A 14,333-nucleotide genomic window follows, 5' to 3' on the forward strand; every position below is an offset into this window, starting at 1 on the left:
CCTCCGCCGTGTCCGGTGCGGAAGCCTCCGCCGTGACCTCCGCCGTGTCCGGTGCGGAAGCCTCCGCCGTGACCTCCGCCGTGTCCGGTGCGGAAGCCCCCGCCGTGACCTCCGCCGAGTCTGGTGCCGAAGCACCCGCCGCGACCCCCGCCGTGTCCGGTGCCGAAGCCTCCGCCGTGACCTCCGCCGTGACCTCCGCCGTGTCCGGTGCCGAAGCCCCCGTCGTGACCTCCGCCGTGTCCGGTGCGGAAGCCTCCGCCGTGACCTCCGCCGTGTCCGGTGCGGAAGCCTCCGCCGTGACCTCCGCCGTGTCCGGTGCCGAAGCCCCCGCCGTGACCTCCGCCGTGTCCGGTGCCGAAGCCCCCGCCGTGACCTCCGCCGTGTCCGGTGCCGAAGCTCCCGCCGCGGCCCCCGCCGTGTCCGGTGCCGCGACCCCCGCCAGGTCCTCCGCCGGTTCGAAGGTCAGCTCCACCGTCGTACCGCCCGCGCCGGCCAGCAGGGGGTACGGGCCCGTGTCCGGGTCCACCGGGCGGCCGTCCACGTGGGTGAGGACCGCGCCCTCCCGGATGCCCGTGCCGGCCAGCGGGGAACGGGCCTTGGAGTCGGAGGAGTCGCCGAGCAGGATCCGCTTGACCGTCCAGCCGCGCTCCCTGCGGACGAAGTTGGCGCCCAGCAGGCCCTGCCGGCGCTGGTAGTGGGGCGGGCCCTCGTTGCGCCGGGAGGCGGTCACGTAGGCGTGGGACGTGCCCAGTTCACCGAGGGCCTCGCGCAGCAGGTCGGCGAACTCGTCGGGGGAGGCGACCCGTTCGACCAGCGGACGGTACTGCTCCAGCACCCCGTCCCAGTCGATGCCGCACATGCCCGGATCCCAGAAGTAGGCCCGGATCAGCCGGCCGGCCTCCTCGTAGGCCTGCCGCCACTCCGCCGCCGGGTCGGCCGTGTGCAGGATGCGGCGCGCGTCGATCCACACGGTGGAGTCGCTGTCGCCCTGCTCGTTGGCCGGGACCGCGCGCAGCTCGCCCTCGTCGACGATCACCAGCCGGCTGCCGTCCCCGCTGACGGCGAACCAGTCGAGGTGCTGGGCGAGTTCGGACTTCCTGGCCTTCGTGATGCCGAAGTGCTCCAGGGTGGGGCGGCCGCTGGTGTCGTCGGGGTTGGCGAACGTCTCCCCGAGGGCGCCGGAGATCGGCCAGCGCAGCCACACCAGCCCGCCGCCCGCGACCGGGCGCAGCGCCGAGTACTTGGAGGCGGTCACCGGGAACGGCGTGACGCGGCTCTCCAGCCCCTCCACCTCGACGGTCACGGCGGCCCCCTGGTCGCCGTCGACGTCGTCCTCGACGGGGTCCAGGCCACCGGCGGCCGGGCGGCCCTCGGGGTTCAGGGCGAACGGGGAGGGCGTCGCGGAGGACAGCGGCACCAGGTACGGGCGGCAGCCCAGCGGGAAGGACAGGTCGCCGGTGTGCACGTCGTAGACGGGGTCGAAGCCGCGCCAGGACAGGAAGGCGAGATAGCGGCCGTCGCTGGTGAAGACCGGGTTCTCGTCCTCGAAGCGGCCGCCCGTGACGTCGACGATCAGCCGGTCGGCCAGCCGGGCCATCTTGATCTGCCGCAGGGTCCGCCCGATGCCCGGGTGCGACCAGGTGAGCCACCCTCCGTCCGGGGAGAACGCGAGGTCGCGCACGGGGCCGTTGACCGACCGGATCAGCTCGGTGACCTCGCCGCCGCTGCCCTCCGTGACGTCCACGAGGAGGAGCCGGCCGTCGTGCGAGGCGACCGCCAGCCGCTCGCCCTCCGGGTCCGACACCAGCTCGTGCACGCGGCCCAGCCCGCCCGGGGCCAGTCGCCGGGGTGCCCGGTCGCCGCTCGCCCGGGGCAGAAAGGCGATCTCGATCGCGTCCTCGCCCTCGGCGTCCGTCACGTACGCCACCCGTCCGCTGCCGCCGAGCATCTCCGGCAGCCGCACCCGGACGCCGGGGGTGTCGGTGAGGGTGCGGGCCGGGCCGTCCCGGTGGGTCAGCCAGTACAGGCTGCCGCGCACGACGACGGCGCTGGCCCGCCCGGTCTCGTCGACGGAGAGCCCGTCGAGGTGCCGGGCCGCCGCCACCTGGTAGGGCCGCCGCCCGGCCCGCGGCCCGCTCAGCCGCACGTCCAGCCGGCGCGGCTCGGAGTCCGGGGACAGGTCGTCGACCAGCCAGAGGTCGCCCCCGCACTGGTACACCACCCGGGTGCCGTCGCTGGCGGCGTGCCGGGCGTAGAAGGCGTCGTGGTCGGTGTGCCGGCGCAGCCCGGAGCCGTCGTAGGCGCAGGAGTAGAGGTTGGCGACGCCCTCGTGGTCGGAGAGGAACGCGATGCGGCCGCCGACGAACATGGGGGAGTGCAGGTGGCCTCCGATGCCCTCCAGGAGCCGTTCGCCGTGCAGCCAGAGCCGGCCCGTCGCGCCGCCCCGGTAACGCTTCCAGGAGGCCGGTTCGTGCGGTGGGGTGCCGGTGAGCAGGAGGGACTTGCGCTCCCCGGCCACGTCGGCGACCTGGATGTCGGAGACCGGCCCCCAGGGCAGCTTGCGGCCCGGGTCGCCCTCCGGGCCGACCTTGTAGGCCCAGGTGAAGTAGGAGAAGGGCTCGCCGTGCGAGGCCACGGCCAGGATCTCGCCCTCCGGGGTCCAGCCGCAGACCCGGGTGTCGGCGCTGCCCCAGTGGCTCACCTGGCGGCCCGGCCCGCCGTCCACGGGGACGACGTGGACCTCGGGCACCAGGCTGCGCCAGCTCGTGTACGCCAGGTGCCGGCCGTCGGGTGAGAAGCGCGGGTGACCCGCCTTGGTGCGGTCGACGGTGAGCCGCCAGGCCCGGCCGGGGGCGTCGAGCGGGGCGAGCCAGAGGTCGTCCTCGGCCACGAAGCACAGCAGGTCGTCATGGAGGTGCGGCAGACGCAGATAGGTCACGTCCTCATGCTTGGCCCGGGGGCAAACCCGGGCAACTCAGGGCAGGAGCTCGCTGGTGGCCTGGGGTGGGCCACCGTTACCCGTACGAAACCGTTTCGTTTCTTGAGGGGGTGCGCTACATTCGTGACGTACGAAACCGTGTCGTTCGGAGCAGGAGGGCGAGAGGGATGACCGAAGTCGCCGCCGCACGTCGCAGCCGGATCACCCCCGAGCGTGAGGCCGAGCTCTACACCGCCGTGCTCGACCTGCTCCGCGAAGTCGGCTACGACACCCTCACCATGGACGCCGTGGCCGCGCGCACCCGCTCCAGCAAGGCCACCCTCTACCGCCAGTGGGGCGGCAAGGCCCAGCTCGTCGTCAAGGCGCTCCGCCACAACAAGCCGGTGAAGAACCTCGACGAGGTCGACACCGGTTCGCTGCGCGGCGACTTCCACGCCCTCCTGGCGCGTGCGGACGACGCCGAGATGGAGCAGAACGGCGCGCTGATGCGCGGCCTGGCCACGGCGATGCACGCCAACCCCGATCTCCGCAGCGAGTTCCGGAGCCAGATCATCGAGCCGGAGATCGCGGACTCGCGACGCGTGCTCCAGCGGGCCGTCGACCGGGGCGAGGTCCGCGCGGACTGCCCGGCACTGGAGTTCGTGATGCACATGATGCTCGGCGCCATCGTCACCCGCGCGATCATCGACGACCGGCCTCCGACGGCGGCCTTCGTCACCTCGTACATCGACGCCGTGGTCCTCCCCGCCCTCGGCGTACCCGCCCGGTAGCGTCTCCGCCGGCCGGCGACGAGCCGCGCCCGCGCGCTCCGAACCCACTCGCGTGCGCCCTACACGGACCACTACCGTGCTCCCCATGACGACGACAGCCGCCACGGACGCCGGGAGCTCCGGAGCTCATCCCCGTTTCGCCGAAGCCCTGCGGGAGCTCGGGCTCGGGGACCTCGTGAGTCAGGTCCGCCGCTTCCCGGACGCCACCCGTACCGCCGCCGAGGCAGCCGCCGCGGTCGGGTGTGAGCTGAGCCAGATCTGCAAGTCGCTGATCTTCGCCGCGGACACCGTCCCGGTGCTCGTGCTCATGGACGGCGCCTCCCGGGTCGACCTCGAACTCGTCCGCAGGGAACTCGGCGCCGGCAAGGTCACCCGGGCCAAGGTCGACGTCGTGCGGGAGACCACCGGGTACGCCATCGGCGGTGTGCCGCCCTTCGGGCACCGGACCAGGACCCGGGTGCTCGCCGACCGGTCCCTGCTGGAGCACGACGTCGTCTGGGCCGCGGCCGGGACGCCGTACACCGTGTTCCCCATGGCCCCCGCGGACCTGGTGAAGTACGCCGACGGCACCCTGGTGGACGTGCGCGAGCACATCTCGTGACCCCTCTGGTCACCGCGGCCGTCCTGCTCGCCGCGGTCACCCACGCCGGCTGGAACGCCATCGCTCACAAGATCACCGACAAGCTCGTCGGCTTCGCGCTGATCTCCGGCGGCGGGATGGTCATCGGGCTGGCCCTGGCGCCGTTCGTGGCGTTCCCGGCAGCCGGGGCCTGGCCGTACCTGCTCGGTTCCGCCGCCGTCCACATCGCCTACTACGCCCTGCTGATGAAGTCCTTCCGGCTGGGGGACTTCGGGCAGGCCTATCCCATCGCCCGGGGCACCGCGCCCCTCGTCGTGACCCTGCTCGCCGCCCTCTTCGCGCACGAGGTGCCCGACGGGTGGGCCGCCGCCGGCATCGCCCTGTCCTGCGCGGGGCTGACCGGGGTCGCCCTGTGGGGGCTGCGCGGGCGGCGGCCCGACTGGGCGGCGATCGGAGCGGCCCTGGCGACCGGACTGACCATCGCGGTCTACACCGTCGTCGACGGTCTCGGCGTGCGGGCCTCCGGGTCCTCCCTCGGGTACATCGCCTGGCTGATGGCGGTCCAGGGGGTGGTCATCCCGGCGTACGCGGTGTGGCGCCGGCGCGGGGGGACCGTCGCCGTGCTGCGGCCCTTCACCGGGGTCGGGCTGACCGGCGCCGCGCTGTCCGTGGCCGCCTACGCGCTCGTCCTGTGGGCCCAGACCCGGGCCGAACTCGCTCCCATCGCGGCCCTGCGCGAGTCGTCGATCATCGTGGGCGCGGCGATCGGGGCCGTGTTCTTCAAGGAGCGGTTCGGGGCGCCGAGGATCGCGGCGGCCGGGCTGCTCGTCGTGGGGATCGGGCTGATGCTGCACGCCGGATAGGGGCCCGTCAGGCGGGTGCGTCCGGCCGGTGCGAGGAGCACCCTGGAATTAAGCGTTCCGGAGGTGATCGTCATGATGCACACCGCTGTGGGGTGGCACGTCGAGATGGAGTTCACGGAGGACGACCAGCACACGCGCGCGGCCGCGATGGTCCGCCTGCCCGACGGCACCGAGGTACGGGCGCACGGGCACGCGAGCCGGCACCGGACCGATGCCAATCAACCCCGGGTCGGGGAGGAGATCGCCGGGGCGAGGGCGCTGAACGAACTCGCCATGCGGTTGCTGACCAAAGCCCACGAGGAGATCGACCAGGCGTCCGGGCGGACATCGCACCCCATCCACGTATAGACGCTTCTAGAGGTCCAGCACGCCCCGCACCGCCCGCACCAGTCCCTGCGCCCGCGGGTCCGCCGTCACCGTCTTGCGGAAGCCGTTGGTGACGTAGCCGAAGGCGATCCCGGTCTCCGGGTCGGCGAATCCGAGGGCGCCGCCGCGGCCCGGGTGGCCGAACGAGCCCGGGGTGAGGAACGGCGACGCGCTGCCGTGCAGCATGTAGCCGAGGCCGAAGCGGGTGCCGACCACCAGGACCCGGTCGGGGCCCGCCGACTCCTCGGCCCGGGCCAGATCCACCGTCTCCGGGGAGAAGAGGCGCCCGGCACCGGCCGTGTCGCCGATCAGGGTCGCGTAGAAACGGGCCAGTCCGTCCGCCGTCGCCATGGCGTTCGTCGCGGGGAGGGCGGTCGCCCGGTAGGCGGGGTCGTTCTGGTCCGGGAACGGGGAGATCGCGGCGAACGCCCGGCGCGAGAGGGAGGCGGGGTCCTCGTAGGCCTCGGTGACCGAGCGTTTGGGGCGGGCCCGCAGGCCGCCGGCGGGCTCGGCTCCCTCGACGCGGCCCACCCGCCCCACCCGGCCGGCCTCCGACTCCGGCAGGCCGAGCCAGAGGTCCAGCCCCAGCGGGCCGGTGATCTGCGACGCCAGCCACTGCCCGGTGCCCTGACCGGTCACGCGCCGCACCAGTTCGTCGACCAGCCAGCCGTAGGTGAGCGCGTGGTAGCCGTGGTCGGTGCCGGGCTCCCAGACGGGGGCCTGCGCGGCGACGGCCTCCGGGCCCTTCAGCGGGTCGAGGGCTTCCCGCGGGGTGAGCGGCCGGTCGAGGACCGGCAGCCCGGCGCGGTGGTTCAGCACGTGCCGGACCAGCACCCGCTCCTTGCCCCGCGCCTTGAACTCCGGCCAGTAGTGCCCCACCGGCGCGTCCAGGTCCAGCTGCCCGCGCTGGTGCAGCAGCAGGAGTACGGCGGCGGCAACCCCCTTGGTCGCCGAGCGCACGACCTGGGCCGTGCCGCGCTCCCAGGGGGCCGTGCCGTCGACGTCCTTCGTGCCGCCCCACAGGTCGACGACCTTGTGGCCGTCCCGGTAGACGGCGACCGCCGCTCCCCGGTCCCCGAGCGTTTCGAAGTTCCGTACGAACGCGTCCCTCACCGGCTCGAAGCCCTCGGCCACAGTGCCGTGCACGTCCACGCCCGTACTCCTCGTCTCGCCGCTGTGCTCGTCGTGCTCCCCCCTAGCCAAGCAGGATGGTCACGTCGATGTTCCCGCGGGTCGCGTTCGAGTACGGGCAGATCTCGTGGGCGGCGTCCACCAGCCGGGTCGCGAGGTCCGCGTCGACGACCGGCAGCGAGACGCTGAGGGCGACCGCGAGACCGTAGCCGCGCTGCTGGTTGGGGCCGATGCCGACCTTCGCGGCGACCGTGGAGCCGGACAGGTCGTAGCCCTCGCGGTTGCCGACGAGGATCAGGGCGTTGTGGAAGCAGGCGCTGTAGCCGGCCGCGAAGAGCTGTTCCGGGTTGGTGCCGTTGCCGTCGCCGCCGAGCTGCGGGGGCATGGCCACCCTGAGGTCGAGCTGACCGTCCTGGCTGGTCACATAGCCCTCGCGGCCGCCGTGGGCGGTGGCCTCCGCCACGTACATGATCTTCGTCGGGCGGGTGTCGACGGCGGGGCCGTCAGTCATGCTGTCCTCCCCCGGAACCAAGTGTGCACAAATACATCGTGCACAAGGTACTGGCCGGTAACAAGGGGGGTGTTGTCAGGGGTGGGCAACCGGCGGTAACCCTCAGCGGGCCCGGTCCGCCGCCGTCTCCGCCCGCCCGGCCAGCCGCCACAGCTCCTCGCGCAGCCGCCCGGCCTCCTCCGTATCGAGCCCGGTCGCCGTGAGCAGCGCACCGGGCACCCGGCCGGCCCGCTCCCGGAGTTCCTCCCCGCGCCCCGTCAGGGCCACCAGCACCGAGCGCTCGTCCCGGGCCGACCGCTCACGCCGTACCAGACCGGCCGCCTCCAGCCGCTTCAGCAGCGGCGAGACCGTGCCGTAGTCCAGGCGCAGGGCCGCGGCCAGATCCTTGACCGCTGTCTCGCCGCGCTCCCAGAGGACCAGCAGCACCAGGTACTGGGGGTAGGTGAGGCCCAGCTCGTCGAGGAGCGGGCGGTACGCCGCCGTCACCGCGCGCTGTGCGGCGTACAGCGCGAAGCACAGCTGCTCGTCCAGCAGCAGCGATCCGTCGCTCTCCTCGTTCGTCACGCGCCCATTGTCACGGACGGGCCGGAGCCGCCGGGACGGAACGCGGGTCGAAGCCGAACGGCAGCTCAAGGCGGTGGGCCCGCATCAGCTCCTCGTCCGAGAGCAGCTCGCCGGTCGGCCCGTCGGCCGCGATCACCCCGTCGCTGAGGACGAGGGAGCGCGGGCACAGCTCCAGCGCGTAGGGCAGGTCGTGCGTGACCATCAGCACGGTCACGTCCAGGGAGCGCAGGATGTCCGCCAGTTCGCGGCGGGAGGCCGGGTCGAGGTTGGAGGACGGCTCGTCCAGGACGAGGATCTCCGGCTCCATCGCCAGCACGGTCGCGACGGCCACCCTGCGGCGCTGCCCGAACGACAGGTGGTGCGGCGGGCGGTCCTTGAACTCCGCCATGCCGACCCGCTCCAGCGCCCGCTCGACACGGGCCTCCAGCTCGGGGCCCTTCAGCCCGGCCGCCGCGGGCCCGAACGCCACGTCCTCGCGGACCGTCGGCATGAAGAGCTGGTCGTCCGGGTCCTGGAAGACGATGCCGACCCGGCGCCTGACCTCGGCCATGTTCCGCCGGTCCACGGGCAGCCCGGCGACCGTCACCGTGCCGGCGCCGCCGGTCAGGATGCCGTTGAGGTGCAGGACGAGGGTCGTCTTGCCTGCGCCGTTCGGACCGAGCAGCGCGACCCGCTCACCGCGCGCGACCGAGAAGTCGACGCCGAAGAGGGCCTGGTGTCCGTCGGGGTAGGCGAAAGCGAGGCCGGAGACCTCCAGAGAAGCAGTCACAGGGACCATCCCAGCAGACAGACGAGCAGAGCGGCGCAGGGCAGGGCGAGGGCGTACGACCACTGCGCCCGGGACGCGGTCACCTCGTCGATGACGGGCATGGAGCCGGCGTAGCCGCGGCTGACCATGGCCAGGTGCACGCGCTCGCCGCGCTCGTAGGAGCGGATGAACAGCGCACCCGCCGACTTGGCGAGGACGCCCCAGTGCCTGACGCCGCTCGCCTCGAAGCCGCGTGACTCCCGGGCGATCCGCATGCGCCGCATCTCGTCGGTGATGACGTCGCCGTAGCGGATCATGAACGACGCGATCTGCACGAGCAGCGGCGGGAGCTTGAGGCGCTGCAGGCCCAGCAGCAGTTCGCGCAGCTCGGTCGTGGCGGCCAGCAGCACCGAGGCCGCGACGCCGAGCGTGCCCTTGGCCAGCACGTTCCAGGCGCCCCACAGGCCGTTCACGCTCAGGGACAGTCCGAGGACGTCGACCCGTTCGCCTTCCGCCACGAACGGCATGAGCACCGCGAACGCGACGAACGGCACCTCGATCAGCAGCCGCCGGAGCAGGAAACCGGCGGGCACGCGCGCTACGTACGCGACGGCGCCGAGCAGCACGGCGTACAGCCCGAACGCCCACATCGCCTCGCGCGGCGTCGACACCACGACCACCACGAAGGCGAACACGGCCGCGAGCTTGGTGTGCGGCGGCAGGCCGTGCACGGGCGAGTGCCCGTGCCGGTACAGCTTGTGCGCGTGACCCGCTCCCATGTCAGACGCCCGTCAGGCTCGTCGTGTCCGACGGGGACGTGTCCTGCGTGCGGCGGCGGCGCACCACCCAGAACACCCCGGTACCGGCGACCACCGTGACGCCCACGCCGATCACGCCAGCCAGCCCCCCGGACAGACGGGCGTCGTCGACGTCCTCGACGCCGTAGTCGGCGAGCGGGGAGCCGGCCGTGGAGTGCTCCTCGGTCTTCTTGTCGATGCCGTGGTCCGCGGCGACCTTCTCCAGGCCGTCGGGGTTCGCCGAGGCGTAGAAGCTGACGAAGCCCGCCAGCACGAGGGAGGTGACCAGGCCCGCCGCCCACACCTTGCGGTGCGAGGTCCGGGCGGCCACGGGGACGGGCTCGGCCTCGGGCGCGTCGACGAGTTCGCCGTTCACCCGCAGCTTGAGCTTCTGCGTCAGACCGCGTGCCCCGTACACCAGGTCCGGGCGGACGGCGATGACCGCGCCGACGGTGAGCGCGGTGATCACCGCCTCGCCGATGCCGATCAGGACGTGCACGCCGACCATGGCGGTGGCGACCTTGCCGATCGAGACGTCGGTGGTGCCGCCGACCGCGTACATCAGCGTGAAGGCCAGCGCGGCGGCCGGGACGGACACCAGGGCGGCGACGAAGGAGGCCGCGGTGACCGACCTGCGGGTGCGGGGCAGCACCTTCACCAGGCCGCGGAAGAGGGCGTAGGCCACGACCGTCGTGACGATCGCCATGTTGGTGATGTTCACGCCGAGCGCGGTCAGACCGCCGTCGGCGAAGAGGATGCCCTGCATCAGCAGGACGACGGAGACGCACAGGACCCCGGTGCAGGGGCCGACGAGTATCGCCGCCAGCGCACCGCCGAGCAAATGGCCGCTGGTGCCCGCCGCGACGGGGAAGTTCAGCATCTGCACGGCGAAGATGAACGCCGCGACGAGTCCGGCCAGCGGCGCTGTGCGCTCGTCGAGCTCCCGGCGCGCGCCGCGCAGGCTCACGGCGACGGCGCCCGCGGCGATCACACCGGTGGCGGCGGAGGTGGGCGCGTTGATGAATCCGTCAGGTACATGCACCGTTCGATGATGTGGCTTGATGCGAACGATTTGCAAGAGCGTGAGGCTCGTCTTACCTCACGCCGGGGTATATACGGCTCCACGGGCGCAATCCGGAAAATATGCGACATTGGAGAAGGAGTGGACGCACGGTTTCCACTCGGATTGCGCACGGTGAAGGGGCCGTCCGATGTCCGTAGTCGAGCAGTACGCGCGAGCCCACATCGTCTCGGACGCGGCCGTCCCACTCGTCGACGAGCTGGAGGCGGTACCGGTCAGGCTGCGGTACGACCCCGACCACGACCCCCGCAAGGTGCGGATGGCGCTGCCCGGGGCCGGTGGCGGCGAGTGGACCTTCGGCCGCGAGCTGCTGGAGGAGGGGCTGCGGGCCCCCGCCGGAAGCGGCGAGGTGCGGGTGTGGCCCTGCGGCAGGGTGCAGGTCGTCGTCGAGTTCCACACCGCGGAGGGCGTGTCCGTGGTGCAGTTCGAGCGGCAGGCACTGCTGCGGTTCCTGCGGCGGACCTACATGGCCGCCGCGGAACCCGTCACCCACTGAGCCCCGCGCTCGGAACCCGTCCCCCGTCGAGCGCCGCGCTCAGCCGCCCAGCTTCAGCAGCGCCGCCACGATCGGACCCGCCGTCGAGCCGCCGTGCCCGCCCTGCTGGACCACGCCCGCGGCGGCCAGGTCGCCCCGGTAGGCCGTGAACCAGCCGTTCGGCTTCTTCTGCCCGTCGACCTCGGCGGACCCGGTCTTCGCGCCGACGTCGCCGCCGACCCCGGCCATCGCCTCCGCCGCCGTGCCGTACGCGGCCGTGTACGACATCAGCTCCCGCAGCTGGGAGAGGGTGCTCGCCGGCAGGGTGCGGGAGGCCTTGGCCAGCTTGCGTCCGTCCACGTCCGGGGAGACCAGGTAGGGCTGGTGGAAGGTGCCGGACTTGACCGTCGCCGACACCGACGCCATGTTCAGCGGGTTCATGCGGACCCCGCCCTGCCCGATCAGCGAGGCGCCCATCTGGGCCGCCGACTGCACCGGAACCGCGCCGTCGAAGGACGGCACACCGATCGCCCAGTTGTTCAGCCCCAGGCCGAAGACCTGCTGGGCCTCCTTGGTCAGGTCGTCGTCCTTCAGCTTCGGGGCCTGGCTGATGAAGGCCGTGTTGCAGGACCGCGCGAAGCTCGCCTTGAAGGTGCCGTTCTTGATCTCGAACTTGTCGTCGTTCTGGAACTTCCAGTGGCCGTACGTGAAGTACTTCGGGCACGGGTGCTTCTTGTCCGCCGAGGCCAGGCCCTTCTCCAGCAGCAGCGACGAGGTGATGACCTTCATCGTGGAGCCGGGGGCCAGGGAGCCCTGGAAGGCGGTGTTGAAGCCGGGGGAGGCGTTGGCCGCGGCCAGGATCTCGCCGGTCGACACCCGCAGCAGGACCACCGACGACCTGGCCTTCTTCGCGACCTTCTGTTCCGCCGCCGCCTGCAGGGCCGGGTCCAGCGTGGTCTTCACCGTGCCGGGCGTGCCCTCGCTCAGCTCCAGCAGCGTCTTGTCGGAGAGGTCGTTGGCCTTGGCGGCCTTGCCGCGCACGACCCGCAGCTCGATACCGGCCTTGCCGCCGGCCTCCTTGCCGTACTTCTCACGCAGTCCGTCCAGGACCGGACCGAGGGAGGCGTACTTCTTCGTGGTCAGCTCCCCGCCGTCCCGGTCGAGGGCCTTGACCGGGGGCGTGCCGGCCTCACCGGTCACCAGGGTGTCGCCGTCCCTCAGGTCCGGGTGGACGACCGCGGAGTGCCAGTCGACGAGGGGCTTTCCGTCGGAGGTGCGGCGCGTCACGGTCAGGGCGCTGTCGTACGTCAGCGGCTTGTCGGTGCCCTTGTAGGACACCGTGCCCTTGACGGAGAACGGCACCTTGTCACCGGCGGGCCTGCCCGGGGTGAGGGTGACGTCCTTGATGTGGGCGTCCTTGCTGTAGCCGGTGAGCAGCGGACGGGCCGCGGAGGGGTCGTCGGTGGCCGCGGCGGCCTGCGTGACCTTTCCGGACTGCCAGGCGGTGAGGAAGGCGGTGGCGGTGGTGGTGACCTCGGCCGGCGACAGCGGGCCGGTCCTGACCTCGGCCTTCCGGTCCGCCGCCCGCGACCCGTCGTCGGCGGCGGCACCGCCGCCGAACAGCGCGTAGGCACCGGCTCCGCCGCCCGCGACGACCACGGCGATCATCCCGCCGATCACGGCGGGTCTCGTCTTCCGTCGCTCGGCGACGCGCCTTCTGTTGCCCACTGCTGTTCTTTCCTCCGCGGTTCCCCAGGGTCCCCGTCGCCCTCAGCTGTCCCATGTCCCAACGACGGCCACCACCCTAGAGTCCCGTTCTCCGAAGGTGAGATCAGCCACCGGTTCGTAGCACGGCTGCGACAATCGGCCCGGCCGCGTCGCCACCGTGGCCGCCCTCCTCGGTCATGGCCGCCGCCGCGACGTCGTTGCGGAATCCGGTGAACCAGCTGTTGGACTTGGCGTTGCCGTCGACCTCGGCGGATCCCGTCTTGGCGCCGATGTCACCGCCGAGTCCGCGCATGGCCTGCGTGGCGGTGCCCTGCGTGGCGGTGAGTCGCATCATCTGCCTGAGCTGGCTCGCGGTGCTCGACCGCAGGCCCTCGGCCTGTGCCAGTTCCCGGCCGTCCAGCTCCGGCGAGACCAGGTAGGGCTGGCGGAAGGCTCCGGTGATGGCGGTCGCGGTGACCGAGGCCATGTTCAGCGGGCTCATCTGGACCTGCCCCTGCCCGATGGCGCCCGCCGCCCGGTCCGGCCCGTCGACCGCGGGCACGCTGCCGTCGAAGGAGACGATGCCGGTCTTCCAGTTGTCCTGTCCCAGCCCGAAGCGGTTCTCCGCCTCCTGGGTCAGCGAGGCGTCCGTGAGCGGCTTCTCGTCGATGAGCTTGATGAAGGCGGTGTTGCAGGACCGCATGAAGCTGTTGGCCAGCGTGGCGCTCTCGTCGGGCTTCATACCGGTCAGGTTCTTGAACGTCTGGCTCTGCCACACGGCGGTGTCGGGGCAGGGTGCCGGGCCGTTCATCGAGGTCACGCCGTTGTCGATGAGCATCGCGGCGGTGATGATCTTCATGGTGGAGCCGGGTGCCGACTGGCCCTCGAACGCCGCGTTGAAGCCGTCCGTGCGGTTGTTGGCCACGGCCAGGACCTCGCCGGTGCTGGGCTTGACGGCGACCACCGAGGACTGGGCGAACCGCTTGACCGCCTTCTCGGCGGCCGCCTGCGCGCTCGGGCTGATCGTGGTGGTGAGCTTGCCCGGCTTGCCCTTGGCGAGGGTGAGCAGCGGGGTGTCGGGAGCGCCGTCGCCGTCGTGCCGGACGACCAGCTCGATGCCGGGGGTGCCGCCGGCCTCCTCGCCGTACTTGTCGCGCAGGGCGTCCAGGATCGGGCCGAGCGAGGGGTACTTCTCCTTGGTCAGCTCCGAGCCGTCGCGGCCGACGGCCTCGATGGGCGGGGTGGCCGATGTCCCGGTGACGAGGGTGTCGCCCTTCTTCAGCTCGGGGTGCACGACGGACGGCTGCCAGTCGACGAGCGCACGCCCCGTGGTGAGCCCGCGCACGACCTTGAGCTCGCTGCGGTAGCTCAGCGGCTGGGACGTGCCGTCGTAGGCCACCTTCGCCTTCACCGCGTACGGCACGGTGGTGCCCCGGGGCGCGCCCGGCGTGATCTTCACATCGGTGATGTGGGCATCGTCGGCGAAGGCGCTGAGCAGTTGCTCGGCGGCCGCGTCGTTGTTGGTGTACGAGGCCGCCTTCGCGGACGCTCCGGTCTGCCAGGCCTTGAAGAACGCGGCCGTGGTCTCCTTGACCTCGTCCTCGCCGGGCGGCCCCGACCGCTTCTCCGCGGCGACCCCGCCCGCGCCGCCCCCGTCACCGCTCAACGCGCTCATGATGTTGTAGGCGCCGTAGCCGGCCCCACCCACCATCACCGCGAACACGCCGCCTATGACGGCGGCTTTGACGCCCTTGCTCATCGGGACGTCCCCTCCCCGTTGAGCCTTCCGCGCTCCTTTGAAC

General features: G+C 72.4%; 14 protein-coding genes. 5 read left to right on the plus strand and 9 right to left on the minus strand.

From position 1 onward, the window contains the following. Window positions 1–2,938, minus strand: a 2,938-nt coding sequence (locus tag AB0F04_RS15425) for a PDZ domain-containing protein (RefSeq protein WP_362041600.1), incomplete at its 3' end; no start/stop codon positions are given. A 167-nt stretch (window positions 2,939–3,105) separates the two neighbouring features. On the opposite strand from AB0F04_RS15425, the gene AB0F04_RS15430 reads away from it, so the two are divergent. The 4 genes from AB0F04_RS15430 to AB0F04_RS15445 all read left to right on the plus strand — a co-directional run bounded on the left by AB0F04_RS15430 (window position 3,106) and on the right by AB0F04_RS15445 (window position 5,499). Next, window positions 3,106–3,708 carry a TetR/AcrR family transcriptional regulator gene (locus tag AB0F04_RS15430; protein WP_362041602.1) on the plus strand — a complete coding sequence of 201 codons (603 nt, stop codon included), beginning with the start codon at window positions 3,106–3,108 and terminating at the stop codon, window positions 3,706–3,708. 85 nt (window positions 3,709–3,793) lie between these two features. Then, the gene (locus tag AB0F04_RS15435) at window positions 3,794–4,309 is read left to right on the plus strand and encodes a YbaK/EbsC family protein (RefSeq protein ID WP_362041604.1); all 516 of its coding nucleotides are present in this window, start codon (window positions 3,794–3,796) and stop codon (window positions 4,307–4,309) included. Beyond that, entirely contained in the window at window positions 4,306–5,151 is an 846-nt protein-coding gene (locus AB0F04_RS15440; protein WP_362041606.1) for an EamA family transporter, read from the plus strand. Before AB0F04_RS15435 ends, AB0F04_RS15440 begins: the two co-directional genes overlap by 4 nt. Before the next feature lie 72 nt (window positions 5,152–5,223). After that, a complete protein-coding gene (locus tag AB0F04_RS15445) occupies window positions 5,224–5,499 on the plus strand; it encodes a DUF1876 domain-containing protein (RefSeq protein WP_362041608.1) in 276 nt (91 codons plus the stop codon). 6 nt (window positions 5,500–5,505) lie between these two features. Here AB0F04_RS15445 and AB0F04_RS15450 read toward each other — a convergent pair whose 3' ends face one another. From AB0F04_RS15450 to AB0F04_RS15475, 6 genes are all read right to left on the minus strand, one after another. Continuing rightward, window positions 5,506–6,669, minus strand: a complete 1,164-nt coding sequence (locus AB0F04_RS15450) for a serine hydrolase domain-containing protein (protein WP_362041610.1) — start codon at window positions 6,667–6,669, stop codon at window positions 5,506–5,508. Window positions 6,670–6,712: 43 nt separating this feature from the next. After that, the gene (locus AB0F04_RS15455; protein ID WP_362041612.1) at window positions 6,713–7,159 is read right to left on the minus strand and encodes an organic hydroperoxide resistance protein; all 447 of its coding nucleotides are present in this window, start codon (window positions 7,157–7,159) and stop codon (window positions 6,713–6,715) included. Window positions 7,160–7,261: 102 nt separating this feature from the next. Further along, complete coding sequence (locus AB0F04_RS15460) at window positions 7,262–7,723, minus strand: MarR family transcriptional regulator (RefSeq protein ID WP_362041615.1); 462 nt, start codon at window positions 7,721–7,723, stop codon at window positions 7,262–7,264. A gap of 10 nt (window positions 7,724–7,733) precedes the next feature. Further along, the gene (locus AB0F04_RS15465) at window positions 7,734–8,501 is read right to left on the minus strand and encodes an ABC transporter ATP-binding protein (RefSeq protein WP_362041618.1); all 768 of its coding nucleotides are present in this window, start codon (window positions 8,499–8,501) and stop codon (window positions 7,734–7,736) included. Further along, window positions 8,489–9,250 carry a cobalt ECF transporter T component CbiQ gene (cbiQ, locus tag AB0F04_RS15470; RefSeq protein ID WP_362041621.1) on the minus strand — a complete coding sequence of 254 codons (762 nt, stop codon included), beginning with the start codon at window positions 9,248–9,250 and terminating at the stop codon, window positions 8,489–8,491. Before cbiQ ends, AB0F04_RS15465 begins: the two co-directional genes overlap by 13 nt. A gap of 1 nt (window position 9,251) precedes the next feature. Next, a complete protein-coding gene (locus AB0F04_RS15475; protein ID WP_362041624.1) occupies window positions 9,252–10,310 on the minus strand; it encodes an energy-coupling factor ABC transporter permease in 1,059 nt (352 codons plus the stop codon). Between the two features lie 169 nt (window positions 10,311–10,479). Between AB0F04_RS15475 and AB0F04_RS15480 the strand changes: the two genes are divergently transcribed. Beyond that, window positions 10,480–10,845, plus strand: coding sequence for an SsgA family sporulation/cell division regulator (locus AB0F04_RS15480; protein ID WP_362041627.1), 366 nt, complete (start codon window positions 10,480–10,482; stop codon window positions 10,843–10,845). Window positions 10,846–10,884: 39 nt separating this feature from the next. On the opposite strand, the gene AB0F04_RS15485 is transcribed toward AB0F04_RS15480, so the two are convergent. Together AB0F04_RS15485 and AB0F04_RS15490 are read right to left on the minus strand one after the other, a co-directional pair. Further along, a complete protein-coding gene (locus AB0F04_RS15485) occupies window positions 10,885–12,552 on the minus strand; it encodes a penicillin-binding transpeptidase domain-containing protein (RefSeq protein WP_362041629.1) in 1,668 nt (555 codons plus the stop codon). Window positions 12,553–12,655: 103 nt separating this feature from the next. Continuing rightward, window positions 12,656–14,290, minus strand: coding sequence for a penicillin-binding transpeptidase domain-containing protein (locus tag AB0F04_RS15490; RefSeq protein ID WP_362041632.1), 1,635 nt, complete (start codon window positions 14,288–14,290; stop codon window positions 12,656–12,658). Between the last annotated feature and the right edge of the window lie 43 nt (window positions 14,291–14,333).

It is taken from the genome of Streptomyces sp. NPDC029041, assembly GCF_040637515.1.
Classification (GTDB): domain Bacteria; phylum Actinomycetota; class Actinomycetes; order Streptomycetales; family Streptomycetaceae; genus Streptomyces.